The organism is Kosakonia sp. AG348 (assembly GCF_003337365.1).
Taxonomy (GTDB): domain Bacteria; phylum Pseudomonadota; class Gammaproteobacteria; order Enterobacterales; family Enterobacteriaceae; genus Kosakonia.
Genome location: NZ_QPJR01000002.1, coordinates 184,331 through 209,550 on the forward strand (window position 1 = coordinate 184,331; position 25,220 = coordinate 209,550).

25 protein-coding genes are annotated in these 25,220 nt (G+C 55.3%); 11 read left to right on the forward strand and 14 right to left on the reverse strand.

Annotation, left to right across the window (positions count from 1 at the left end):
- Positions 1 to 5: 5 nt before the first annotated feature.
- The 5 genes from DFO56_RS04700 to ydcK all read right to left on the reverse strand — a co-directional run bounded on the left by DFO56_RS04700 (position 6) and on the right by ydcK (position 4,198).
- A complete protein-coding gene (locus tag DFO56_RS04700) occupies positions 6 to 752 on the reverse strand; it encodes an anti-sigma factor (RefSeq protein ID WP_045508177.1) in 747 nt (248 codons plus the stop codon).
- A complete protein-coding gene (locus tag DFO56_RS04705; RefSeq protein WP_016495963.1) occupies positions 749 to 1,255 on the reverse strand; it encodes an RNA polymerase sigma factor in 507 nt (168 codons plus the stop codon). The genes DFO56_RS04700 and DFO56_RS04705 overlap by 4 nt, the downstream gene beginning before the upstream one ends.
- A 9-nt stretch (positions 1,256 to 1,264) precedes the next feature.
- Positions 1,265 to 1,801 (reverse strand): cytochrome b, encoded by a 537-nt coding sequence (locus tag DFO56_RS04710; protein ID WP_016495964.1) that lies wholly within the window; start codon positions 1,799 to 1,801, stop codon positions 1,265 to 1,267.
- Entirely contained in the window at positions 1,798 to 2,853 is a 1,056-nt protein-coding gene (locus DFO56_RS04715; RefSeq protein ID WP_045508181.1) for a catalase family peroxidase, read from the reverse strand. Before DFO56_RS04715 ends, DFO56_RS04710 begins: the two co-directional genes overlap by 4 nt.
- Positions 2,854 to 3,217: 364 nt before the next feature.
- Positions 3,218 to 4,198 (reverse strand): YdcK family protein, encoded by a 981-nt coding sequence (ydcK, locus tag DFO56_RS04725; protein WP_199496494.1) that lies wholly within the window; start codon positions 4,196 to 4,198, stop codon positions 3,218 to 3,220.
- A gap of 125 nt (positions 4,199 to 4,323) precedes the next feature.
- Here ydcK and tehB point away from each other — a divergent pair, with 125 nt between their 5' ends.
- Entirely contained in the window at positions 4,324 to 4,920 is a 597-nt protein-coding gene (gene tehB / locus DFO56_RS04730) for a tellurite resistance methyltransferase TehB (RefSeq protein WP_045508189.1), read from the forward strand.
- Between the two features lie 258 nt (positions 4,921 to 5,178).
- On the opposite strand, the gene pepT is transcribed toward tehB, so the two are convergent.
- On the reverse strand, positions 5,179 to 6,408 hold the full coding sequence (pepT, locus tag DFO56_RS04735; RefSeq protein ID WP_045508192.1) for a peptidase T: 1,230 nt from the start codon (positions 6,406 to 6,408) through the stop codon (positions 5,179 to 5,181).
- 106 nt (positions 6,409 to 6,514) lie between these two features.
- Between pepT and DFO56_RS04740 the strand changes: the two genes are divergently transcribed.
- Positions 6,515 to 8,110 carry an ABC transporter substrate-binding protein gene (locus tag DFO56_RS04740; RefSeq protein ID WP_045508195.1) on the forward strand — a complete coding sequence of 532 codons (1,596 nt, stop codon included), beginning with the start codon at positions 6,515 to 6,517 and terminating at the stop codon, positions 8,108 to 8,110.
- A gap of 167 nt (positions 8,111 to 8,277) precedes the next feature.
- Complete coding sequence (locus tag DFO56_RS04745) at positions 8,278 to 8,946, forward strand: DUF3313 domain-containing protein (RefSeq protein WP_045508198.1); 669 nt, start codon at positions 8,278 to 8,280, stop codon at positions 8,944 to 8,946.
- Here the strand turns inward: DFO56_RS04745 and DFO56_RS04750 are convergent.
- Complete coding sequence (locus DFO56_RS04750) at positions 8,933 to 9,847, reverse strand: DMT family transporter (protein WP_045508201.1); 915 nt, start codon at positions 9,845 to 9,847, stop codon at positions 8,933 to 8,935. The two genes, DFO56_RS04745 and DFO56_RS04750, sit on opposite strands and share 14 nt — an antisense overlap.
- 173 nt (positions 9,848 to 10,020) lie before the next feature.
- On the opposite strand from DFO56_RS04750, the gene DFO56_RS04755 reads away from it, so the two are divergent.
- On the forward strand, positions 10,021 to 10,890 hold the full coding sequence (locus DFO56_RS04755; protein ID WP_045508204.1) for a helix-turn-helix transcriptional regulator: 870 nt from the start codon (positions 10,021 to 10,023) through the stop codon (positions 10,888 to 10,890).
- Here the strand turns inward: DFO56_RS04755 and DFO56_RS04760 are convergent.
- The gene (locus tag DFO56_RS04760) at positions 10,873 to 12,057 is read right to left on the reverse strand and encodes a benzoate/H(+) symporter BenE family transporter (protein ID WP_045508207.1); all 1,185 of its coding nucleotides are present in this window, start codon (positions 12,055 to 12,057) and stop codon (positions 10,873 to 10,875) included. The genes DFO56_RS04755 and DFO56_RS04760 overlap by 18 nt on opposite strands.
- Before the next feature lie 160 nt (positions 12,058 to 12,217).
- Here DFO56_RS04760 and DFO56_RS04765 point away from each other — a divergent pair, with 160 nt between their 5' ends.
- The 3 genes from DFO56_RS04765 to DFO56_RS04775 all read left to right on the forward strand — a co-directional run bounded on the left by DFO56_RS04765 (position 12,218) and on the right by DFO56_RS04775 (position 15,718).
- Complete coding sequence (locus DFO56_RS04765) at positions 12,218 to 12,793, forward strand: helix-turn-helix domain-containing protein (RefSeq protein WP_016495974.1); 576 nt, start codon at positions 12,218 to 12,220, stop codon at positions 12,791 to 12,793.
- A 252-nt stretch (positions 12,794 to 13,045) separates the two neighbouring features.
- Positions 13,046 to 15,004, forward strand: a complete 1,959-nt coding sequence (locus DFO56_RS04770) for a U32 family peptidase (RefSeq protein WP_045508210.1) — start codon at positions 13,046 to 13,048, stop codon at positions 15,002 to 15,004.
- 177 nt (positions 15,005 to 15,181) lie between these two features.
- The gene (locus tag DFO56_RS04775) at positions 15,182 to 15,718 is read left to right on the forward strand and encodes a hypothetical protein (RefSeq protein ID WP_045508213.1); all 537 of its coding nucleotides are present in this window, start codon (positions 15,182 to 15,184) and stop codon (positions 15,716 to 15,718) included.
- Between the two features lie 92 nt (positions 15,719 to 15,810).
- On the opposite strand, the gene DFO56_RS04780 is transcribed toward DFO56_RS04775, so the two are convergent.
- Positions 15,811 to 16,071: a hypothetical protein gene (locus DFO56_RS04780; RefSeq protein ID WP_045508216.1), complete on the reverse strand. Its 261-nt coding sequence runs from the start codon at positions 16,069 to 16,071 to the stop codon at positions 15,811 to 15,813.
- Positions 16,072 to 16,156: 85 nt separating this feature from the next.
- Positions 16,157 to 17,107 carry a LysR family transcriptional regulator gene (locus DFO56_RS04785; RefSeq protein ID WP_045508219.1) on the reverse strand — a complete coding sequence of 317 codons (951 nt, stop codon included), beginning with the start codon at positions 17,105 to 17,107 and terminating at the stop codon, positions 16,157 to 16,159.
- Positions 17,108 to 17,203: 96 nt separating this feature from the next.
- On the opposite strand from DFO56_RS04785, the gene DFO56_RS04790 reads away from it, so the two are divergent.
- Positions 17,204 to 17,884: a nitroreductase gene (locus tag DFO56_RS04790; RefSeq protein WP_045508222.1), complete on the forward strand. Its 681-nt coding sequence runs from the start codon at positions 17,204 to 17,206 to the stop codon at positions 17,882 to 17,884.
- A 46-nt stretch (positions 17,885 to 17,930) separates the two neighbouring features.
- Here DFO56_RS04790 and DFO56_RS04795 read toward each other — a convergent pair whose 3' ends face one another.
- The 4 genes from DFO56_RS04795 to DFO56_RS04810 all read right to left on the reverse strand — a co-directional run bounded on the left by DFO56_RS04795 (position 17,931) and on the right by DFO56_RS04810 (position 21,044).
- The gene (locus DFO56_RS04795; protein ID WP_045508225.1) at positions 17,931 to 18,392 is read right to left on the reverse strand and encodes a hypothetical protein; all 462 of its coding nucleotides are present in this window, start codon (positions 18,390 to 18,392) and stop codon (positions 17,931 to 17,933) included.
- A gap of 113 nt (positions 18,393 to 18,505) precedes the next feature.
- Positions 18,506 to 18,634, reverse strand: a complete 129-nt coding sequence (locus DFO56_RS04800) for a DUF2474 domain-containing protein (RefSeq protein WP_016495981.1) — start codon at positions 18,632 to 18,634, stop codon at positions 18,506 to 18,508.
- Positions 18,634 to 19,644 (reverse strand): cytochrome d ubiquinol oxidase subunit II, encoded by a 1,011-nt coding sequence (gene cydB, locus DFO56_RS04805; RefSeq protein WP_045508228.1) that lies wholly within the window; start codon positions 19,642 to 19,644, stop codon positions 18,634 to 18,636. Before cydB ends, DFO56_RS04800 begins: the two co-directional genes overlap by 1 nt.
- Positions 19,644 to 21,044 carry a cytochrome ubiquinol oxidase subunit I gene (locus tag DFO56_RS04810; protein ID WP_016495983.1) on the reverse strand — a complete coding sequence of 467 codons (1,401 nt, stop codon included), beginning with the start codon at positions 21,042 to 21,044 and terminating at the stop codon, positions 19,644 to 19,646. Before DFO56_RS04810 ends, cydB begins: the two co-directional genes overlap by 1 nt.
- A gap of 249 nt (positions 21,045 to 21,293) precedes the next feature.
- Here DFO56_RS04810 and DFO56_RS04815 point away from each other — a divergent pair, with 249 nt between their 5' ends.
- The 3 genes from DFO56_RS04815 (at position 21,294) to DFO56_RS04825 (ending at position 25,220) form a co-directional block, all read left to right on the forward strand.
- Positions 21,294 to 22,700, forward strand: a complete 1,407-nt coding sequence (locus DFO56_RS04815) for a PLP-dependent aminotransferase family protein (RefSeq protein ID WP_045508232.1) — start codon at positions 21,294 to 21,296, stop codon at positions 22,698 to 22,700.
- A 346-nt stretch (positions 22,701 to 23,046) separates the two neighbouring features.
- Entirely contained in the window at positions 23,047 to 24,189 is a 1,143-nt protein-coding gene (ydcS, locus tag DFO56_RS04820; protein WP_045508235.1) for a putative ABC transporter substrate-binding protein YdcS, read from the forward strand.
- A 17-nt stretch (positions 24,190 to 24,206) separates the two neighbouring features.
- Positions 24,207 to 25,220, forward strand: a complete 1,014-nt coding sequence (locus DFO56_RS04825) for an ABC transporter ATP-binding protein (protein WP_045508238.1) — start codon at positions 24,207 to 24,209, stop codon at positions 25,218 to 25,220.

Sequence of the window (25,220 nt, forward strand, 5' to 3'; positions counted from 1 at the left end):
TCGCGCTAACTGGTGGCCTGCGACACCGCTTTGCGCAGACCGTATACCGCCGGTGAGTTCATCGGTGTGACCAGCGCGTAGTTGTAGTGATCATCACTCCAGTACTGGGCCATCACATCTTCGGCCTCGCGTTCCCCGTGAGGGAGTTTGACCGGGCTTAACGGGCGGATATACCAGCCGACCCGCGTTCCGTTCCTGTCCTGATACATAATCAGCGCCGCCGGGCCTTGCGCGGTGGCGATAAGCCGCGCACCGGATAAGGTGAAACCATACTGTTCGAGATTCGGCGGCTGGTTACCGTTAATAAAATACCGGGCGACCCAGCGGGTGAGTTCGGTTTGCTGGCTTGCCACCACATCCATTGGCGTGACGGCGGCGTTATCAAAGAGTTTATAAGCCTGAACCGCGTCCTCCATCGGCTGATGAGTCATTAACATCTGCGACTCTTTCAGCTCCCAGCCCGTATAACCGCCCACGCTTAACGCCAGTACCAGCGCGAACGCGGTGGCCAGTTTCCACTGTCGCTGCTGGCGTACCTGGCGGCGTAAATAGTGTGGCTCCGGTTTTTCCAGGGCGATAGTTTGCTGGCTCATGGCCTGGCGGAGTTGCTGCGCGTCACGCCGCCAGCCTGCAACCTGCGCGGCGGCGTCGGGGTTTTCTGCCAGATAGCGCTCGATACGCGCTGAGGTCGCCTCATCGGTTTCGCCATCCATCCAGGCATGCAGATCGTGTTCATCCGGTGGCAACGTCATTTCAGTCTCCTCAGCGGCAGCGGCGCTGCCGTACCGTCTAATTTCTCATGTAGCAATTTACGTGCGCGCGACAGGCGCGACATCACGGTGCCGGTCGGGATATCGAGCGTTTGGGCGACTTCTTTATAACTCAGCCCTTCAATGCTCACCAGCAACAGAATGGCACGATAATCGGTCGGCAGCGTGGCGAACACCGCCAGCGTATCATCCGCCATGGCCAGTGACTCGGTTGACGCGCCGGTGGCCTCCTCGCCGGTGAAAAAGGCGAGGATTTTCATATACCGCCGCTTACGCCGCTCGCCGTCAATAAATTGACGGTAAAGAATGGCGAACAGCCAGGCGCGCAGGCTCCGTTCGCCATCACTATTTGGGCTACGCGTCAGCGCTTTCATCAGGCAGCTTTGCACCAAATCTTCTGCGCTGTGCGGGTTGCGGGTTAGCCACAGCGCAAAGCGTTGCAAATGTGGCATCACCTGACGAATCTCATCATCAGTCAGTTGCATAGCTTGCCTTCATCGCTTACGGGTTCCCGACATACTTTCAAAAACGCCATCGCGGAGCACGAGGGCATGAAACAGTGCGGCGGCCAGATGCAGCATCACCGTTGCGAACAGCGCCAGCGCCACCAGGGAATGCAGTGGCCGCAGTAGTGCGTAAGTATCATTATTCACCGGCAGGACGGGCGGCAACACCCACCCGGCGACAGTCACCGGATAGCCCGCTGCCGAGAGCATTCCCCAGCCAATCAGCGGTTGCGCAAGCATCATGGCATAGAGCGCCCAGTGTGAAAGATGCGCCATGGCGCGTTGCCAGCCCGCAAGCGTCGCCGGTAACGCCGGCGTGGCAGTATAAAACCGCAGCCACAGACGAACCAGCACCAGCACAAAAATCATCAAACCCAGTGGTTTGTGGATCGACACCAGCAAACTGTGCAGGGATGAGACGGTGGAAACCATCACGACGCCAATAAACAGCATCGCGATGATCGCCGCCGCCATTAACCAGTGCAGCACGCGCAGCGCCGGGTGGAAATAGGCAACCTGTTTCATAAATGAGCTCCAGCCTGGGCGGATTGTTCACGGGTGCGCGCATTGTAAGATTTAGCATAAGCCGCAGAACGCGCATTGAGTAACGGATCGTCGGAGGCGGCAATGCCGTCCGGCAGGATCAGCGGATCGTAATTGATGTCATTGCATGGCCCGTTTTGCTGTTCGGTTGCCCGGGTGAGAACCAGCGTTCCGGCGTTGATGTTTTGCCGGTCGGCCGGCCAGACTTTCGCCGCATTGCTGCCATCATCACCCGGCCGGGCGACGGTGATCAGCAGATCCCATTTCAGTGGCCCCTGCGCCAGACGCTGTTTGAGATCCGTTTGCAGGAAATTTTTATCACGCTTTTCCTCGGCGCTGATGGGCTGATAATCGGTGTGTGGCACCATGCTCCAGCGCACCAGATGCGCGACATTTGCTTTATCCATAAACCGGAATGCGTTCAGGCTGTTAAACCGATCGCTGGCCCAGCTCGACGAAGGCACATTCTGTTTTGCCCATGCCAGAAACGGCGCGACCTCCGGGTTCTTTTGCACGAAGGCTTTGAATTTCCCGGCATCCGGTTTGCCGGTTGCCGCATCGGGCAGCGAGGCAACCTGTAATTCATAGAATTGCTCAACAGTGGAGACCGGGAAGAAGGGCATTGCGTTCATGCCGGTGCGCCACTGTTCACCGTTTGCTAACTGAAACGCCAGCGCCAGGCTGCGCACAGGCACAGCATAATCCGGCGCGGCGGGATTTCCTCCGGCAATGGCAAAACGCCCGGTTACTGGCGTTTCTCCGACAGCAAATACCGAGGCGCGCGATAGCGTGCTGGCATTACCGTTAGAGATAAAACTGCCCGTAACGCAGAGCCCTTTGGCGTGATTTCGCCGATAGCCCGGATGCTCGCCGCCCGCTTGTTGTAAGACATTAACCAGTTTATCTGCGCTCAGGCGCGCAGGAGTTAACCAGCCTCCGCCCCACAGAAACAGCACAATCAACACCAGCGGAACAAATGCGATTGCCGCAAGGCGTGCAAGGATCTGGCCGGTCGTAAAAGGAGTGTTTGTCATAGTCGCTCACCTGCTAATCATGAGCGGATAAGACGAAGCAACGGCGGGTTTATTCCACACGAAAGAAAAAAATTTTTTATGAAAAAAGCCTGCAACAGAGTGTTCGTTGCAGGCCCGGTGTTATCCGGGATGTCTCGTCGCAAAGCGCGTGGCAAAGGTGCCGTCTTTGCCGCCAGCCGGGTGACGGCCGCTACGGTTTACAAAAACGGCGCAAAGGTTGTTGAAGCGAAAATCCTGCAGCCTGGCAGGAGAAAAGTGAACAGGTCAGGGGGGGCGTTTTCTCCGCCGGGTGCCTCATAAACCACCTGCAACAATATGAAAAGTCGCGGATAAACGACGTCGGCTTTGATAACAGACAAGCGCCTTACAAAGAGCCAACCAGCGGCGTGCGGGTAATGTGCTGCGTGTCGTTAATCACTTTCGGCCCGCGTAACAGAATGCTTTCGCCTTCCTGCGCCTCGACGACCGCATCGCCGTAAATTTCAATCTGATGCTCGATCAGCACATTGCCGTGAATGCGCGCATTGCCCTGAATCACCACTTTTTCATCCAGCTGCAATGGCCCGCCGCGTAGCCAGGCGCGACCGCCTACCAGCACGTGGTGTTTTAAAATACAGTTGCCTTCAACGACGGCGTTTTCGGCTACCTGCGAGCTGTAGCGAATGGTCGGGATCTCATCGTCAAGCGTCCCGGCGACCACGCGTGCGGAGCCATACACTTTGGCGCAGTCGCACACCCAGACATCATTGAGCTCGTTGCCTTCGAGCAGAGCGAAATCAAAGACTTCGGCGCGGTGTTCAATAAAGGCGTAATTGACGATGGCATCGCCATAAATTTGCGCCTGATGCACCACGCGCGAATGGCTGACGGTGGCGCGATCGTAAATCTGTAAAATTTGTTCGTTATCCAGCGTTAAACCTTTCGCGGCAATGATGTCGCAGCCGCTGAGAATGCGCGCATCGCCGCGTAAATGACATCCACCGCGCACCGTAGAGGCCTGAACGGTGACGTTGTCACTTAATTGCGCGCCGTGGCTTATCTCACTGCCGTCAACCCAGGCGTTATCCGCAATCATGACATCGTGGCAAATCACGCACGGCTGGGTGATCCGCGCATTGCCACGCACTGCGCTGCCAAGAAAAACCATGCTGTTTTCATCGTAAATCCAGCAGTTTCCTTGCTGATCGAGCACATTTTCATTATCGACCCAGCCACCGGCGCTGCCCGCCACAACATCGTTGAAATCGCGCAGGGCAATAATCTGGCGCAGGGCGACGGATCGCTTCTCGCCGCCAATCTGGTAATTCATTGTCCGTTGCTCATCACTGAGCCGATACTTATTCATGCTACATTTCCCCCATCTGCCTGAGTTAAACGTAGCAAATTTTACGCCGCTGGCTATCCGCCAGCGAAACCAATAAAATGCACAAAAAATGCAACTTATAAATTCGCGACGTATTGAGGAACAGCATGACCACCCGCACTGATAACTACTTTACTGAAAAATACAGCATGACCCCGACCCATTCGGAAGTGCTTAACGCCATGAATTATGTCCAGCCGGGTAAAGCGCTGGATCTCGGCTGCGGTAATGGCCGCAACAGTCTGTTTCTCGCCAACCGGGGTTTTGATGTCACCGCGTGGGATAAAAACCCTAATAGTCTGAGCAACTTACAAAATATTCGTGAAACAGAAGGGCTGGAAAACTTACATATTGAGGCGGTTGATCTCAACCATCTCAGTTTTGACGGCGAGTACGATTTTATTCTCTCGACCGTAGTGCTGATGTTTCTGGAAGCGAAAACCATCCCAGGGCTGATTGCCAATATGCAGCGCTGCACCAAACCCGGCGGCTATAACCTGATTGTCGCGGCAATGGACACGGCAGATTTCCCGTGCACGATCGGCTTCCCGTTTGCCTTTAAAGAGGGGGAGTTACGCGATTACTACGCCGGTTGGGAACTGCTGAAATACAACGAAGAGGTGGGTGAACTTCACCGCACCGATGCCAACGGTAACCGCATCAAATTACGTTTCGCCACGATGCTGGCACGCAAATCCGCGTAACTTATCCTGCTGCGGCAGTAAAAGCGCCGGAAGCTGGCCTCCGGTTTTTACTGCCAGCCCTCCGTATTTCTCTTTTAATCTCTACTGCGCCACTTCCCGCTATTCGCCGGGTAAATGCCTCCTGCAAAGGGTTGAAGGATTACAGTGATGAATTGTCATCGCATGGGTAGCAAATGCCGGATTACAAGGTCATCCGGCAGGTTAGATCGGACTATCATTACGGGGTGAACGCCGTTCCGACGCCATCCCCGGTCTGTTTTAACGCGCCGCCAGCAGGCAAAGTTGTAGCGCAACGTTATAAGAGGCTTCGAAAGCGCGTAGCGGCAGGAACTCAAAACGCGAGTGGAAGTTATGCGCGCCGGTGAAGAAATTTGGCGTCAGCAAACCTTTAGCAGAAAGCGCCGCACCGTCGGTGCCGCCGCGCATCGGGGTCGGTTTTGGCGTGATACCCAGTGATTCCATGGCTGTGAACAGTAAATCAATCGCCCGGCGATCTTCGCCAATCGCGTTACTGATATTGCTGTAGGTATCGCTGATGCTGTACTCCACTTTCGCGGTGGGATACTGAGCCGCAATTTTTGCCGCAACATCGGCAATTTGCTGTTTGCGTTTAGCAAAACTCTTACTGTCGAAATCACGAATGTTGGCGTTCAGCGTGGCGTAGCTCTGTACGGCATTGATACCGTTAAACCAGATATAACCTTCGCGTCCTTCCGTGTGCTCCGGCGTTTGTTGACGATCAAAGTGGCTGATGTAATCCATTGCCATTAACAGCGGGTTCACCAGCACGCCTTTCGCCGACATCGGGTGCGCGGTCACCCCGGTAAACTGAATTTGCGCGCTGGCGGCGTTAAAGTTCTCGTAAACGATTTCGCCCAGTTCGCAGCAGTCGATTGTCCAGGCAAAATCAACATCAAAACGCGCTAAATCCAGCGCCTTCGCGCCACGCAGGCCCACTTCTTCATCGGGTACAAAAGCCACCACGATATCGCCGTGACGCTGTTCTGGCGTCAGGTTTTCCAGCAGCGTCATCACCACGGTAACCGCGGCTTTGTTATCCGCACCGAGTACGCTGGTGCCGTCACTGAAGATTATCTCCTCATTCGGATAAGCGAGGATCTCCGGATGCTCATCAACGCGCAGCCAGATATCCTGCGCGCGGTTCAGGCAGAGATCTTGCCCCTCAAAGCGCAGGATCTGCGGATGAATATGCGGGGATAAACCGACGTCCACGGTGTCGATATGGGTGATAAAACCGATACGCGGCGCACCGGGAACATTGCCTTTTTTGACGGCGGTGACGGTCGCGTGATCGTCAATAATGATCTCTTCAAGACCCAGTGTTTTCAACTCATTAGCCAGTTCACGCGCCATATCAAACTGCCCGACGGTGGTGGGTAAAGTGGTGGCCGCCGGATCGCTTTGGCTGGTGATGCTGAGATAGCGAAAGAAGCGATGCGTTAATTGACTGGAGAGCGACGACGTCATAGTGATTCCTTCTTTATTCGAATTATCAGGTGTTTGCAAATTCACTTTAATGTTATTTATGAGAGGGCAAACAACAAGCCTTTACAATAAAACAACAGGAAAAACTATGATTAGCAAACCGACAACACTTGCTCTGGCGTTGGCCGCGATGATAGTGAGTTCTTCTGTGGCGGCGAAAACGCTGGTCTATTGCTCGGAAGGCTCGCCGGAAAACTTCAACCCACAACTCTATACCTCGGGCACCAGCGTGGATGCCAGCGCGGTGCCGGTCTACAACCGGCTGGTGGATTTCAAAGTGGGCACCACGCAACTGCAACCCAGCCTCGCGGAAAGCTGGGATGTCAGTGAAGACGGCAAGATTTACACCTTCCATCTGCGCAAGGGGGTGAAATTCCAGAGCAATAAATACTTCACGCCAACGCGCGACTTCAATGCCGATGATGTGATCTTCTCGTTTATGCGGCAAAAAGACGCCAGTAATCCCTACCACAATGTCTCTAACGGCACTTACTCGAACTTTGAAAGCCTGGAGTTCGGTTCGCTGATCACCGCGATTGATAAACTTGACGACCATACGGTGCGCTTTACGCTGGCGCACCCGGAAGCGCCGTTTGTCGCCGATCTTGGCTGGTATTTTGCGTCGATCCTCTCAGCGGAATACGCCGATGCGATGTTAAAGGCAGGAACCCCGGAACGTGTCGATATGGATCCGATTGGCACCGGCCCGTTCCGCCTGGCGCAGTACCAGAAAGATTCGCGCATTCTGTTTACCGCGTTCGACGGCTACTGGCAGGGCAAAGCCAAAATTGATCGTCTGGTCTTCAGCATCACGCCGGATGCGTCCGTGCGGGTGGCAAAACTGGAGAAGAACGAGTGCCAGGTCATGCCATTCCCCAATCCGGCCGATTTACCGCGCCTGAAAGAGAATAAAGACATCACGCTGATGAGCAAAGCCGGGTTGAACACCGGGTTCCTGTCGTTCAATACGCAAAAAGCGCCGCTGGATAATGTCAAAGTTCGCCAGGCGCTGGCGATGGCGATCAACAAACCGGCGATCATTCAGGCCGTGTTCCAGGGAACGGGCACCGCAGCGAAAAACCTGCTGCCGCCGGGCGTCTGGAGCGCGGATAGCGAACTGAAGGATTACGACTACGATCCGGAAAAAGCCAAAGCGCTGCTAAAAGAGGCCGGATTTGCGCCGGGAACAACCATCGATTTATGGGCCATGCCGGTGCAACGCCCCTATAACCCGAACGCCAAACGGATGGCCGAGATGATCCAGGCCGACTGGGCGAAAGTGGGCGTGCAGACCAAAATCGTCACTTACGAGTGGGGCGAATACCTGAAACGGGTGAAGGGCGGCGAACACCAGGCAGCCTTGATGGGCTGGACTACCGCCACCGGCGATCCGGATAACTTCTTTGGCCCGCTGTTTACCTGTACCTCAGCCAATGGCGGCTCTAACTCGGCGAAATGGTGTTACGCGCCATTTGACAAAATTATCGCCGAAGCGAAGGCCACGACCGATCATGACAAACGCGTCGCGCTGTATAAAGAGGCGCAGCAGATGATGCATGATCAAATGCCGGCGGTGATGATTGCCCACTCAACGATTTTCGAACCGGTACGCAAAGAGGTGCAGGGCTATGAAATCGACCCGTTTGGCAAACATATTTTCTGGCAAGTAGATCTGAAGAAATAGCCATCAATGGGCGAGCGAACCCTGTACGTTAGCGGTTTGCTCGTCCATTTCTCTGCGCGTTAACCATGAGGGTATCGGCGTTGTCAACGCTGTCGTTTTTCCCCCCACAAAACGCCGCTGCGTTTGCTATACCTTAAGAGCAATTCCGCACTCACAGGGACATCCTCATGCGTACTCATGCATTGGTTAGCGTTGCCGTCTTTTCCGGCCTGCTGGCGTTATCAGGCTGCGCGTCAAAAGTGACGCAACCGGAAAAATACTCCGGGTTTCTAAAAGATTATTCAGGGCTGCAGGAAACCACTTCCGCCACCGGTAAACCGGTACTTCGCTGGGTGGCGCCGGGTTTTGATCCGGCGAAATACGACAGTATTGTCTATCACCCGGTAGTCTATTATCCGGTGGCGAAACCTACCAGCCAGGTAAATCAGCAGGTGCTGGATGGCGTTCTCAACTACACCAACAGCAAATTGAAAGCTGCCGCCGCCGCGCGTAAACCGCTGGTGACATCGCCAGGTCAGCACAGCCTGATTTTCCGCGGGGCGATAACCGGCGTGGACGCCAGCAAACAGGGGTTGCAGTTCTATGAAGTGGTGCCGGTGGCCATGGTCGTGGCGGGAACGCAGATGGCAACCGGTCATCGCACGATGAACACGCATCTCTATTTTGAAGGCGAGCTAATTGACGCGCAGACCAATGCGCCGGTGCTGAAAGTGGTGCGCCAGGGGCAAGGGAAAGATGTGAATAACGAAAATGCGCCGGTCACCGTCGACTCTCTGAAACAAGTCATTGACGATATGGCGACCGACGCGACGATGTTTGATATCAGCAAGCGTTAGCTTTTCGCCGTGTTCCGCGCCCGCCCAGCCAGATTTCCGGGCGGGCAAACATCACCAGATTGCCGGTAAGGATCAGCAGTAAACCGGCAACGCCATTGAAATGCCAGATATAGCCCTCGAAAAACGTCGAAACCGTCAGCGCAACCAGCGGAAACAGCAGGGTGCTGTAAGCCGCTTTGCTGGGGCCAATGCGCCCGACCAGCGTAAAATACGCGCCAAAGCCAATCACCGATCCGAACAGCGCCAGGTAGACCAGCGCGCCCAGGTAACTGGCCGTCCATTGCGGGGTGAAATCGTCACCGCGCAGCAGGCCAATCGCTCCCATAATCAACGTGCCGTAAAGCATCGCCCAACTGTTGGTGGTAATGGTTTCCAGCCCTTTGCGCTGATGGCGGAGGCTTATCATATTGCCAAACGAGAAACCCAGCGTGCCCAGCGCCGACAGGCCAATCCCCATCAGTAACGTTATGCTCCAGCCGCTGGTGACCAGATCCTCCCAGAACAACGTGACAATCCCCGTCAGGCCGAGGAGCGCCGCGACAAAAAAGCGCGCCGGTGGCTTTTGACCAAAAAAGAGATAACTGTTTACCGCGTTAAATAAGACCGCCATCGAGAAGATCACCGACTCCAGCCCGGTGCTGATCCACGCCGCAGCGGTATAGAAGCACCAGAAGTTAAAACCAAACACGCAGCAGCCCTGGAGCAGGCAAAACAGATGATCGCGCAGCGGCAGGGCGCACAACTTACGCTGCGCCAGCAGTACCAGCATCATTGCCACTGTGGCCAGTGCAAAGCGCCAGAAGATCGACACCGGCGCGGCGACCGGCCCTTGTTGTAGAAAAATCGCAATCCAGGTTGTCCCCCAGATAACCACCACCAAACCGTACAGCAATGCGTTCATATTGAGTTCCAGTGCGTAAAACGAATGCTGAGTGTGGCAAAACCGCAACGCAGCCGATTGCACCGGTTTGCGCCGGACTTGCATATTCTTGCGCTTTTCTTTACACAACGCTGGTATCCGCCGCCAGCTATTCATAGACTGGGGTTCTGGTGAATTTATGATAATTTCCGTGAATGTCTGAACACTACGAAGCCTTTGAAAACTTGAGTAAACACAACGCCGTATTGCACAACTCGGTGGCGCTGCACTCTGGCATTCAACTGGCGGCCTGGTCGAACAAACGCGACAACATCACCCAATATTGCAATCACCATACCCTGAGTTTGTACGTTGCCGACGGCTATGAGAGCTATCACAAAACCGCCTACGGCTGGAAAAATGGCGGCGGGCCGGATCGCTTTTGCCTGATGCCGAAAGAGAGCGAATCGGTGTGGGATATCCGCGATACGTTGTCCTTTGTCCACCTTTACTGCACCGATGAGCATCTGCGTGAAGTGGGTGAGCAGGTGTGGGATCGCAGCCCGGCATCGTTCACGCTGGATGAGAAAACATTCTCCCAGGATGCGCGTATCACCGCGCTTTATCGCCAGTTTTTGCTCGGTTGCGACTGGCAGCAAAACGCCAACCAGTTAACGCTGAGTACCGCATCGACGCTGTTACTGACGCACCTGGTGCAGCACTACAGTAACGTGCAGTGGCAACTGCCGACCGTAACGGGCGGCTTAGCGCCCGTGGTGCTTCGCACGGTGCTGGAGTATATCGATGCGCATCTGGCAGAACCGCTGCTGCTGGCGGATCTGGCCGCGCAGGCCGCGCTGAGCGAATACCATTTTGCCCGCATGTTCCGCCAGTCAATGGGCGTGGCGCCGCACCAGTTCGTGATGCAACGGCGCATGGCGCGGGCGAAAGATCTGCTGCTTCATAGCGATCAGCCGCTGACCACCATTGCGCTGGCCTGCGGTTTTAACTCGGCCAGCCACTTCAGTAACCGCTTCAAAGCGGCGAAAGGCATTACGCCCTCGCAGTTACGCGCGTCGCGCTAAGCGTAATGCGCTGTAGCAGATCCCGCCGATCGCTAAGCCCCAGAATGCAGAACCAATCCCCAGTAGCGTGACGCCGCTTGCGGTAACCAGAAAGGTGACCATCGCGGCATCGCGATCGCGTTCGGTGATCAGCGCCTGGTGCAGGCTGCCGCTCATCGTGCCCAACAGTGCCAGCCCTGCCAGCGTCTGGATCCAGCTTAATGGCAAGGCGGTGAGCAGCGAGGTTATCGAGCCGCCAAACAGACCGGCTAGCAGGTAAAACACCCCGGCTGCCGCCGCGGCCAGCCAGCGTTTTTCCGCCTGCGGGTGAGCATCCGGACTCTGGCAAATCGCCGCCGTGATGGCGGCAATACAAATGGAATAGACACCAAACGGCGAGAACACCAGTGCCAGCGCGCCGGTAAAAATAATCAACGGTGAAACCGGCACGTGGTATCCCGCCGCCTGCATCGTGGCAAAACCGGGCGCATTCTGTGAGGCCATCGTTACCAGAAAGAAGGGTATACCGATGCTCACCAGCGACGACCAGTGAAATTCCGGCGCGATATAAGTCGGGGCAACGACCGCGATAGTGATTTTTTGCGTGACAACGTCACCGCTTAGCCACGCAACCAGCCCCCCGACCAGAAGTGTGGCGACAATGGCATAGCGCGGTGCCAGCGCTTTGCAGATAAGCCAGGCCAGCAGCATGCTGCCACACAAGACGAAATGCCCCTGAATATTGCTAAACGCCTGCAAACCGAAGCGCAGCAAAATGCCCGCCAGCATGGCCGCGGCCAGCGTGTGGGGAATGATTTTCATCAGCCTGGCGAACAGCCCGGTAATGCCACACAGGACAATTAATGCATTGGCAAAGATAAATACGCCCACTACTTCATTCAGTGAAACCCCTTGTAAGCTGGTCGCGAGCAGCGCGGCGCCAGGTGTTGACCAGGCCGTAAGCACCGGCATGCGATACCAAAGACTTAACACCAGCGTGCTGATGCCCATACCCAGACCGAGCGCGGTCATCCAGCCGGCGATTTGCGTGGCAGTTGCGCCTGCCGCCGATGCCGCTTGCCAGATAATGGCGGCGGAGCTGGCATAACCGACCAGCACCGCGACAAAGCCAGCCAGCAGGCTGGAAAAAGGCAGGGCAGACGCGCGAGAAAAGGTGGCATGCGACATGAAATAATCCTTGTGCGTTATAGCATCCGCATAAAGTATCACTGGCCGTTATAGCGCACAAGCTGGCAGTGCAATAAGGTATTTAGCGTGGTTATAGTTTCACTCTCTAAAAAAGAAACGCTGCGCTATACTGCCCCGGATTTTTCTTCCCGGAGGCGTAATGAACATCGCAGACTACCTGGCAAGCACCTTAAAACTTCTCCGTCAGGGCCGTGGCTGGAGCCTTTCCAGGCTGGCAGAAGAGACGGGCGTTTCCAAAGCGATGCTCGGGCAAATTGAGCGTAATGAATCAAGCCCGACGGTGGCCACGCTCTGGAAAATCGCCACCGGCCTGAACGTGCCGTTTTCTACCTTTATTGCGCCACCGGAGAGCGATACCCCGCACGCCTACGATCCTGAACAGCAGGCGATGGTAATCACGCCCATTTTCCCGTGGGATGAAAAGCTGCACTTTGATCTCTTTTCAATTGCGCTGGCGCCGGGGGCGATAAGTGAATCGACGCCGCACGAAAGCGGGGTGATTGAGCATGTGATTGTCATCAATGGTGCGCTGGATTTATGTCTCGGCGGGCAGTGGAAAACATTTACCAGCGGAATGGGTGTGCGCTTTGCGGGCGATGAGGCCCATGCCTATCGCAACAGTTCCGCACACACCGTGCATTTCCACTCGTTGATCCATTATCCAAAAGAAAAAGCCGCAAGCACGCCTGCGGCTAAAAACGACGACGATAAATAACATGACAACGTTGACCCGCGATACTTCGGGCTGCAGGAAAGTTCAGCCTCACCTGCAACCGGCAGTACGGTGGATAAAACGTGACGAGGAATGTCCGAGCCACCACTCTATCGCCGCATGAAACGCAGCGGAAATAGCAATTTCGACATTGCATTGCCGACAGACGCAAATTCCCCCTGCGGCAGGTGGTGAAACGCCCCGGTTGTGACTACAATAGCCGCCATTTTGTACATAATGGATAACGACGATTGTATGCGCCTGCACCCCCATCATCTTGAACTGTTAAGCCCGGCCCGCGACACCGCCATCGCCCGTGAAGCGATCCTTCATGGCGCTGACGCGGTCTACATTGGCGGCCCTGGCTTTGGCGCGCGCCACAACGCCGGTAACAGCCTGCGCGATATCGCCGAACTGGTGCCGTTCGCGCATCGCTACGGCGCGAAAGTGTTTATCACCCTGAACACGATCCTTCATGATGACGAGCTGGAACCGGCGCAGAGCCTGATCCATGACCTGTACCAGGCCGGGGTTGATGCGCTGATCGTGCAGGATATGGGCGTGCTTGAGCTGGATATCCCGCCGATTGAGCTGCACGCCAGTACGCAGTGCGACATTCGCAGTGTGGAAAAAGCCAAATTCCTCTCCGATGTCGGTTTTAGCCAGATTGTGCTGGCGCGTGAGCTGAACCTGGAGCAGATCCGCGCCATTCATAACGCGACCGACGCCACCATTGAGTTCTTTATCCACGGCGCGCTGTGCGTGGCGTACTCCGGGCAGTGCAATATCTCCCATGCGCAGACCGGGCGCAGCGCCAACCGCGGCGACTGCTCTCAGGCGTGCCGCTTGCCCTATACGCTGAAAGACGATCAGGGCCGCGTGGTGGCTTATGAAAAACACCTGCTGTCGATGAAAGATAACGATCAGACTGCCAACCTGGCGGCGCTGATCGATGCCGGTGTGCGCTCCTTCAAAATTGAAGGGCGCTACAAAGATATGAGCTACGTGAAGAACATCACCGCGCATTATCGCCGGATGCTGGACGCCATTATCGAAGATCGCGGCGACCTGGCGCGTGCGTCCGCCGGACGTACCGAACATTTCTTTATTCCCTCGACGGACAAAACTTTCCATCGCGGCAGCACCGATTATTTTGTCAATGCGCGCAAAATTGATATCGGCGCGTTTGATTCACCGAAATTTATCGGCCTGCCGGTCGGTGAAGTGCTGAAAGTGGCGAAAGATCATCTCGATGTTGAAGTGACCGAACCGCTGGCCAACGGTGATGGCCTGAACGTGCTGGTGAAGCGTGAAGTGGTGGGTTTTCGTGTCAACGTCGCCGAGAAAACGGGCGAGAACCGCTACCGCGTATTCCCGAACGAAATGCCGGACGTGCTGCGAACACTGCGCCCGCACCACGCGCTGAACCGTAACCTTGACCATAACTGGCAGCAGGCATTATTGAAAACCTCCAGCGAGCGTCGCATCGGCGTGGATATTGAGCTGGGCGGCTGGCAGGAGCAACTGGTGCTGACGCTGACCAGCGAAGATGGCGTCAGCGTGACGCACACGCTGGACGGGCAGTTTGACGAAGCCAATAATGCGCAAAAAGCGCTGGAAAGCCTGAAAGACGGGCTGGCGAAACTGGGGCAAACCCGGTATTACGCGCAGGCGATCACCGTGAATCTGCCGGGTGCGCTGTTTGTGCCCAACAGCCTGCTCAACCAGCTGCGTCGCGAAACGGTAGAGATGCTGGAAGAGGCTCGGCTGGCGAATTACCAGCGCGGCAGCCGCAAACCGGTGGCGACACCCGCGCCGATCTACCCGGAAACACACTTGTCGTTCCTGGCAAACGTCTATAACCATAAAGCGCGTGAATTTTATCACCGTTACGGTGTGCAGCTGATTGACGCCGCCTTCGAAGCGCATGAAGAGAAGGGCGATGTGCCGGTGATGATCACCAAACACTGTTTGCGCTTCGCCTTCAACCTGTGCCCGAAACAGGCGAAAGGCAACATCAAAAGCTGGCGCGCGACGCCGATGCAACTGGTGCATGGCGACGAAGTGCTGACGCTCAAGTTTGACTGCCGTCCGTGTGAAATGCATGTGATTGGCAAAATTAAGAACCATATCCTGAAAATGCCCCTGCCGGGCAGCGTAGTGGCGTCGATAAGCGCCGATGACTTAGTAAAAACGTTGCCAAAACGCAAATAAACAAAGGGTGGCGCTATGCCACCCTGTTTTTTTTACTGTCCCTAAAACAATTCTTCTGAATAGCTATAAATTATCCCGCTGCGCTAATAACAAGCATGCGTTAATAACCGTAATACGTTAATCTAGCCGGGCGAAAATAATAAGAAATGGCTTATTGATGATATTCACGGAGAGGAAATGCGTAAATTTACGTTAAGCGCCTTGCTTGTTGCTGGTGCTTTTTTATTGTCTGCCTGTACGCCTGGCCCGCTCGGAACGCAGCGTTATCAGGCCTATACCGGTAGCGACGCGACAGTGGTCTACACTCAGGCGAATAAGGCTCATCAGGGGCTTTTTTATTTCCAGCGTTATAACAAAGAGGGCGACTGCTTTAATTCCGCCGAGATGATTTACATCAGCAATAATATGCTGGAAGGCGTTGTTGACCGGCTTTTTACCAGCCATCTGAAAGGCGATCAATACTGGACATTAATCGTTCAGGATAATTCAAGCGGCAGGATGTGGATCCATGAGACCGCATTTTTCCTTGAAAAAGGAAAACACTATGTGGCAATCAGCTCCCGCGGCGCGGTCGAAATTCCGGCGGATTTGAATATCACCAGCCAGGACGATCTGGATAAAGTGTATGACCGTTATCAGGATAAACCGGCGAAACCGTGGAATTTACGCCGTGGCATCTGCAAGTCCTGGTTATCCAAAGCGATGGGATCGTAATCTCCTGAGCAAGCGGCGTTAAAACCGTATCTGCCAGATAAAAAAACAGGCCTTTCGCCATCACGAAAGGCCTGTTTGCATTGCGGGCTGGATTAGCGGTCGTCACCCGGACGACTTTCTTCCGGCAGCGGTGGTTTCTTACCGTTGTGTTTGTCGCGGTGTTTGTCATCCGGGCGCGGCGGCTTATCTTGCTTATGTTTCGGCGGCGGCGCATCGTGCGACGGTTTTTTATCACCGTTATGCTGCGGGCCATTTTGGTACTGTTCCGGCGGTAGCGGCGGACGTTCGTCAGCAAACGCCATCGAAGAGAAGCTCACCGCCAGAATGGCAGACACCAGTGCACTCTTTTTCATCTTTTTCATCCTTACTCGTTCTGTTGCGTGGCGACGATTTGACGATAAAAAAGTGAAGGGATTATGGAGCGTTACGCCTTCGGGATTATTCCTGGCGGCGCGGTGGAAGATAGCGCCAGTAAGGCGGTGAACCGAAACTCGCCAGTAAAAAATCGATCACCGTGCGGGTGTTAAGCGATGGGTATTTCCCGCCGGGGTAGAGCAACCATAGCGACTGCTGCGTTGCCGAATAACTGGCGGTAAAATCGGGCATGAGCGCTACAAGCTCGTTGCGATTCAGCATTTCACCCACTTGCCAGTCCGGGAAAAGTAATATTCCCGCATCACTCAGTGCGGCCTGTAACAGCAATTCCGCGTTATCGGAAACGATTTTGGCCTGCGGCGAAAACTGGACATATTTCTCCCCCCGCTGAAAACGCCAGCGCTGCAAACCACTTTTCCCGCGATACGCCAGTAACCGGTGCGACTGCAACTCCTCTGGCGTGTTCGGTTGACCATAACGGCGCACGTAGGCGGGGGTCGCCACCAAATGGCACTGCTGATGCGCAATCAGCCGACCGTGCAACTCAGAATCCTGCAGCGCCGCGATACGCAGCAGCAGGTCCGTACCGTCGGCAAACGGGTCGATATAGTCATCGTTCAGGTTCAGTTCGATATGCAGACGCGGATAGCGCTCGCTCAGTTCGCTGATTTTGGGGCCAATATGGCGCAGGCCAAACGAGATCGGCGCATTAATGCGAATGCGCCCGCCAGGCTCATCGCGACGCTCGTCCACCTGCGTTTGCGCGTCCGCAAGCTGCTGTAACATGGCGCGAAACGTGTCGGCATAGATATGACCCGCCTCGGTGGCAATCACCGCGCGCGTGTTGCGGTACAACAACTGGGTTTCCAGCGCCTGCTCCAGTTGCTGAACCACGCGCGACAGCGATGAGGCCGCCAGACCTTCATTGCGTGCGACTTCGGAAAAATTTCCCTCGCGAACAATGGCGAGAAACAGCTGCATTGAGCGGGCGCTAATTTGACTGAGCTTATTCATCTGTGCGTAATCCGCAAAGGTCCATGGCGCATTGTAGTATTTTTGCGAACAGGTTTCATCGTTAAGCTACGCGAACAATTAATACGGAGAAGAATCATGAGCACTGTAGTGAAAGCCTTCGATGAAACCGTCCGCCAGCGTTTTTCCGCCCGCGCATTTTTACCAACCCCGTTAACGGACGAGCAAATTCGGGACGTGTTGCAGGATGCGCAATATTCCCCGTCTAACTGCAATACTCAGCCGTGGCATGTGCATGTGGTTTCCGGTGAAACGAAAAATCGTCTTGGAAAAAGGATGACGGAAAACGATCTGCAAGGGCACCAGACGCCGGATTTCACCTTTTCTTATGATGATTTTCATGGCGACTATTTTGAGCGCGCTCATGAGCAAGCGCGGATTTATTACGAGGCGATAGGCGTGGCGCGTGAAGATAAAGCACGGCGCAAAGAGGCTTATCTGCGAAATTATCAATTTTTTAACGCGCCACACGCCGCTTTTCTGTTTATGCCGTCTTTTGGCGACAACATCCGTGTTGCCTCCGACATTGGCATGTATGCGCAAAGCTTTTTGCTGTCATTGACGGCGCGTGGTTTTGCCGGAATTCCGCAGACTTTACTGGGTTTTCACGCCGATATGATCCGCGAAGAACTCGGTGTTTCCGCTGATTATCGGCTGCTGTTCGGCATCTCGTTTGGCTATGCCGATATGTCTGCGCCCTCTGCGAAAACACGCATGCCGCGGATTCCCGTTGAGCAAAGTGTGGTGATGCACGGGTAACGCCGTGGTGACCAGAGACGCTAATCATGAGCGTCTCTGGTCAGTGTTATGCCGCACAAAGCGCGCGGGCGCTTTGTTTCCACTCATCAACCTGATCGGGGTGCAGAAAGGAGAAATAAACGGTGGTGTTATCAGGCAGGATATTTTGCAACGCCTGCATGCAGTTGGCTTCGCAGGGGCGTAATTCGATATACACGCTGGTGATCGGCAACTGTTCATCGCCGTTGCCGGCGTTCTCAATGCGTCGTATCGCCGCAATCAGCGCCGCCATTTCGCCATGCAATTTTACCCAGTTATTGGTGTAAATATCCGGTGGCATCTCAATACGCATCTGGCTATTGCCAAAGGCGTAGCGGGCATTACCGCGCAGCGTGTATTCGACGGTGGCGCAGCACGATTCCGGGCCAAAACCATCTTGTTTAACCAGCTTCTTTTTGTCTTCCAGCGTACGGCGAACAATCGGGTAACCCGACCGGAGATTGTAAGGCGTCTGAACGAGGTTAATCATTATTTCTCCCTAAACGCATGAAAAATCGCAGCTCTAATGTAAATTTGACAACGAAAAGCGTAGTGAACGATCCCGGAAATTTCTAGCCAGGATCGTGCGTTGCGAATGGCCAATTAGTGCGATTTAAACCCCGCCGCCGACATCAGAAGCCGGAACACCATACTGACCGCAAACAGTGCCAGCACGCTGCCTCCCCAGATTATTAACATCCACATCAGGCGGTTAAAAAACGACTGTTTCATTAATGGTACCCCGCGCCATGTTGCACCTTGCCGCGAAACACGTAGTAACTCCACAAGGTATAAACCAGAATAATCGGGATGATCAGCAGGGCGCCGACCAGCATAAAGCCCTGGCTTTGCGGAGGTGCCGCGGCCTGCCACAACGTGATATCCGGCGGAATAATGTGCGGCCAGATACTGATGCCAAGGCCGCTAAACCCGAGAAAAATCAGCCCCAGTGTCTGCACAAATGGCAGCGTGTGGGAGTCCGGGTTGCCGAGGCTGCGCCACAGCCAGGCACTCAACACTACAACTAACAGCGGCACCGGCGAGAAGAAGTAGAGATTCGGCAAGCTGAACCAGCGATCGGCAATTGCGGAATGCGTCAGCGGCGTCCACAGGCTAATCACGGCAATCACCACCAACATCGCCAGCAACAGTTTTCTCGCGGCCTTGCGCATTTTCCCCTGCAACGGCTCTTCGCTTTTCATCACCAGCCAGCTCGTGCCGAGCAGGGCGTAAGTGATGACCAGCCCGACGCCGCAAAACAGGTTAAACGGCGTCAGCCAGTCGAGGGCACCGCCGCTAAACGTACGGCCCGTCACCGGAAAACCGTTCAGCACCGCGCCCACCACCACCCCCTGGGTAAAGGTGGCAAGCAGCGAGCCGGAGAGAAACGCTTTGTCCCAGAACGGCCGGTGCCCGGGTGTGGCTTTGAAGCGAAACTCAAAGGCCACGCCGCGAAAGATAAGGCCGATCAGCATTAAGGTCAGCGGAATGGTCAGCGCATCGACAATCACCGCATACGCCAGCGGAAACGCGCCGAACAACCCCGCGCCGCCGAGCACCAGCCAGGTCTCGTTGCCATCCCAGACCGGCGCGACACTGTTGACCATCACGTCGCGATCGTGAGCGTCACGCGTGACGGGAAACAGGATACCGATACCAAGGTCAAAACCGTCCATCACGATATACATCAGGGTGGCGAAGACGATAATGACAAACCAGATTAACGAAAGATCGATGCCCATTATTTATCCTCATCCGCCTGGAGATGTTCGCCCGCCGCAGACAGCGGTCGCGCCGGAGTACCTTGCGTGGCGTGCTCATCACGCTCCTGCGGCCCTTTGGTGATCAGCCGCACCATGTAGCTGTAACCCACGCCAAAAACGGAACAGTAGACAACAAAAAACGCCAGCAAACTGAGGCTCATTTGCAGATCGCCATGGGCGGAAACCGCATCGGCCGTACGCAACAAGCCGTATACCACCCACGGCTGACGACCCACTTCTGTCGTTACCCAACCGGCAAGAATGGCAATCAACCCCGCGGGCCCCATCCATAGCGCGAAGTGTAAAAACGGTCGCGACTGATAGAGCCGGTCGCGAAAACGCAGCCATAGCGCCGCGACGCCCAGACCAATCATCAGCACGCCAAGCCCGACCATAATGCGAAACGACCAGAAGACAATCGGGGAATAGGGGCGCTGATCTTTAGGGAAATCTTTCAACGCCGGCACTTGCTTGTCGAAGCTGTGCGTCAGGATCAGGCTACCGAGCGCCGGGATCGCCACGGCATAACGCGTGCGCTCCTGCTCCATATCCGGCAGGCCAAACAGCAGCAGCGGCGTCGCTTCGCCGGGCGGGTTCTCCCAGTGGCCTTCGATGGCGGCAATTTTTGCCGGTTGATGTTCAAGCGTATTCAGCCCGTGCATATCGCCGACCATCGCCTGAATCGGCGCCACAACCAGCGCCATCCACATCGCCATAGAAAACATCTTGCGGATAGCGGGTGTGTTATTGCCGCGTAACAGATGCCAGGCGGCAGACGCGCCGACAAACAACGCACTGCTTAAGAATGCCGCAATGGTCATGTGCATCAGCCGGTACGGGAAGGAGGGATTAAAGATAACCTTAAACCAGTCGACCGGCACCACCTGGCCATTTTCAACGATAAAGCCCTGCGGCGTATGCATCCAGCTATTGGACGCGAGGATCCAGAAGGTGGACATAATGGTGCCCAGCGCGACCATACAGGTGGCCAAAAAGTGCAGGCCAGGGCCGACTTTGTTCCAGCCAAACAGCATCACGCCAAGAAAACCTGCTTCAAGGAAGAAGGCGGTCAGCACTTCATAGGTCAGTAATGGCCCGGTAATGCTACCGGCGAACTGGGAAAAACCGCTCCAGTTCGTGCCGAACTGATACGCCATCACCAGCCCGGACACCACCCCCATACCGAAGTTAACGGCGAAGATCTTCGACCAGAAATGGTACAGCGTGCGCCAGTCCGGGTTGCGGGTTTTAAGCCACAAACCTTCAAGCACCGCCAGATAGCTGGCAAGGCCGATGGTAATTGCCGGAAAAATGATATGAAAAGAAACGGTGAAGGCGAACTGTATTCTCGCCAGGTAAAACGCGTCTAAACCGAACATGCACAACCCCAATGTCAATGTTGTGGCGTCAATGTTAATGAGCACAAGCGTGAACTTGCAGAAACAGATACAGGTAATTTTCGTATAACAGTTCCCTGTAAAGGGTATGGCAGGTTGCGGATTAGTCCAGACGAAGCGGTAACCCGTAACCATAACAGTGCGCATAATGGGCTGTTTTGTATAAACTGATATAGCAAGATGGCGCACCGCGTGCCATGATGTAATCGTTTTGTTAACACGTGAAAAATCATGAAAAAATACCAGCGCCTGGCGCAGCAAATCGCAGAACAAATTGAGCTTGGGGTCTGGCGACCCGGAGAGAAGCTGCCGTCGCTGCGCGAGCAGGTCGTTAGCAGCGGGCTGAGTTTTATGACCGTCGGTCATGCGTATCAGTTGCTGGAAAGCCAGGGGCGGGTGATTGCCAGGCCACAGTCCGGCTATTTTGTCGCGCCAGCGCCGGGCCTACCGCGTGCACCGGCGGCCAGGATCACGCGTGACGAAGCGGTGGATATCAATACCTATATTTTTGACGTGTTACAGGCCAGCTGCGATGCTTCGGTGCTGCCGTTTGGTTCCGCCTTTCCCGACCCCAAACTGTTCCCGATGCCGCAGCTCAACCGGTCGCTGGCAAAGGTGAGCAAAAGCGCCACCGCCATGAGCGTGATAGAAAACCTGCCGCCGGGAAACAGCCAGTTGCGCCACGCCATTGCCAAACGCTATGCCCGCCAGGGGATGAACATTTCGCCGGATGAGATTGTCATCACCGCAGGCGCGCTGGAAGCGCTGAACCTCAGCCTGCAGGCGGTGACAGAACCGGGTGACTGGGTAATTATTGAAAGCCCCTGTTTCTACGGCGCGTTGCAGGCGCTGGAACGGCTGAAGTTAAAAGCGCTGTCGGTACCGACTGATGTAAAAGAGGGCATCGATCTTGAGGCGCTGGCGCAGGCGTTAAGCGACTATCCGGTCAAAGCCTGCTGGCTGATGACCAATGCGCAGAACCCGCTCGGGTTTACCTTAAGTGCTGCGAAAAAGGCGCAACTGGTCGCGCTGCTGGCACAACATAACGTCACGCTGATTGAAGACGATGTTTACAGCGAGCTTTACTACGGGCGTGAACAGCCATTACCGGCCAAAGCCTGGGACACGCAAGACATGACGTTGCACTGTTCCTCCTTTTCAAAATGTCTGGTCGCCGGGTTTCGCGTCGGCTGGGTCGCGGCCGGACGCCACGCCAGGCGCATTCAGCAATTGCAATTAATGAGCACCTTATCCACCAGTTCACCGCTGCAACTGGCGCTGGTCGATTACTTATCGACGCACCACTACGACGCTCATTTGCGCCGCCTGCGTCGACAGCTTGCCGAGCGCAAACATCTGGCCTGGCAGGCGCTGCTGCGGCATCTGCCGCCGGAAGTGAAAATCTATCGTAATGAGAGCGGCTATTTCTTATGGCTGGAGTTGCCCGCCGGGCTGGATGCCGGTGAACTGAGCCAGCAGGCGCTGGCGCACCATATCAGCATTGCGCCAGGGAAAATGTTTTCGACATCCGACAACTGGCGTTCGTTTTTCCGCTTTAATTGCGCCTGGGTCTGGGGCGATAAAGAGGAGCGGGCGGCAATGCAATTGGGTGAATTAATTCGCCAGATGATGAATTAACCGCACCCGCCTTTCTTATTTTCTGAATAAGTTATTCTCCCGTTAAAAATAACGGCGGCGAAAATATGACGTGCGCCGTCATTATTTTCTGCGCTCCCGAACCTGGTATTCATAGGAAATGTGAATAGCAACACAGATTAACGGACGTTCGCTAACCCCTTGTCTATACTCCAAAAGGGCGCGCAGTAGCATTTTCATTGTTAACGCAATGCGTCATCTGTCACATCCTTGCGAAATTTCCGACGGGCCACATTCATGCCGTCAGCGCGCCGTCTATTTTTATTAAGGGAGATATATTTACGGCAAGGCTGCCGCACTTTTTTCATTGCGACAGGAGTAGAAAATAATGAGCAAGAAATTTGCCCGCAGCAGCCTGTGTGCGCTGGGTCTGACCGTCATGACCGCACACGCCGCCGAACCAACCGAAGTGGGAAAGGGAGAAGGTCGGCTGGATATTATCGCCTGGCCTGGCTATATCGAGCGCGGCCAGACCGATAAGCAATATGACTGGGTAACCGCCTTTGAAAAAGAGACCGGTTGCGCGGTGAATGTGAAAACCGCCGCCACGTCCGATGAGATGGTGAGCCTGATGGCGAAAGGCGACTACGACCTGGTGACCGCCTCCGGCGATGCTTCTTTACGCCTGATCATGGGGAAACGCGTCCAGCCAATAAACACCGCGCTTATTCCCAACTGGAAAACGCTTGATCCGAAGCTGGTTAAAGGCGAATGGTTTAACGTCGGTGGAAAAACCTACGGCACACCGTATCAGTGGGGGCCCAACCTGCTGATGTATAACACCAAAACGTTCCCGACGCCGCCGGATAGCTGGTCGGTGGTCTTTGTGCAGCAAAATCTGCCGGATGGCAAAAGTAATAAAGGGCGCGTGCAGGCCTACGATGGCCCGATTTATATCGCCGATGCCGCGCTGTTCCTGAAAGCTACGCAACCGCAACTCGGTATTGACGATCCGTATCAGCTTACCGAAGCGCAGTATCAGGCGGTGCTGAAAACCCTGCGCGATCAGCATTTGCTCATTCACCGTTACTGGCATGACACCACGGTACAGATGAGCGACTTCAAGAATGAAGGCGTGGTGGCTTCCAGCGCGTGGCCTTATCAGGCGAATGCCCTGAAAGGTGAAAATCAGCCGATTGCCACTGTCTTTCCCAAAGAAGGGGTAACCGGCTGGGCGGATACCACCATGCTGCATGCCGACGCAAAACACCCGAACTGCGCCTATAAGTGGATGAACTGGTCGCTGACGCCAAAAGTGCAGGGCGATGTGGCGGCGTGGTTTGGTTCACTGCCGGTGGTACCGGAAGGGTGCAAAGCCAGCACCTTGCTGGGTGAAAAGGGCTGCGAAACCAACGGTTACAGCTTCTTTGACAAAATCGCCTTCTGGAAAACGCCGGTAGCGCAAGGCGGCAAATATGTGCCTTACAGCCGCTGGACGCAGGATTACATCGCCATTATGGGCGGCCGTTAACCTGCCAGGAGCGCGCTATGACCTATGCGGTAGAATTCCTGGATGTCGCCAGAGTCTATGGTGATGTCCGGGCGGTTGACGGCGTAACGTTCGCCGTCAACGACGGGGAGTTTTTCTCCATGCTGGGGCCATCCGGCTCCGGCAAAACCACCTGCCTGCGGCTGATTGCCGGGTTTGAACAGCTTAGCGGCGGTGCCATTCGTATTTTTGGTCGCGAAGCCAGCGAGCTGCCGCCCTGGGAGCGGGACGTGAATACCGTCTTTCAGGATTACGCGCTGTTTCCGCACATGTCTGTTCTCGATAACGTCGCCTACGGGCTGATGGTGAAAGGCATGGACAAAAAACAGCGCCATGCCCGCGCCCGTGACGCGCTGGAAAAAGTGGCGCTCGGTTTTGTGCATGCGCGTAAACCCTCGCAGCTATCCGGCGGCCAGCGGCAACGCGTCGCCATCGCCCGCGCGCTGGTAAATGAACCCAGAGTGTTATTGCTCGATGAACCCCTGGGCGCGCTGGATCTGAAGCTGCGCGAACAGATGCAACTGGAGCTGAAAAAGCTGCAACAGGATCTCGGCATCACCTTTATTTTTGTTACCCACGATCAGGGCGAAGCCTTGTCGATGTCCGACCGCGTGGCGGTGTTCAATAATGGTCGTATCGAGCAAATCGATACACCACGCGAGCTTTACCTGCGCCCGCGCACGCCGTTTGTCGCCGGGTTTGTCGGTACCTCGAATGTGTTTGATGCGGCGCTTTCGGAAAAACTCTGCGGCATGAACGGGGTTTACTCGCTGCGACCGGAACATATTCGCCTGAATACGCCAGGGGAGATCGAAGCCAGCGCGGTGGTACAGGCAGTGCAATATCAGGGCGCAGCTACCCGCTTTGAACTGGCGCTGCCGCACGGAGAAAAACTGTTAGTCAGCCAGGCGAACCTCTCCGATGCGTTACTGCCGGAAACGCTGGCACCGGGCCAATCGGTACGGGTTTCCTGGTCGCGCGAGGCGATGGTGCCGTTACAGGGCGCGGGGTGA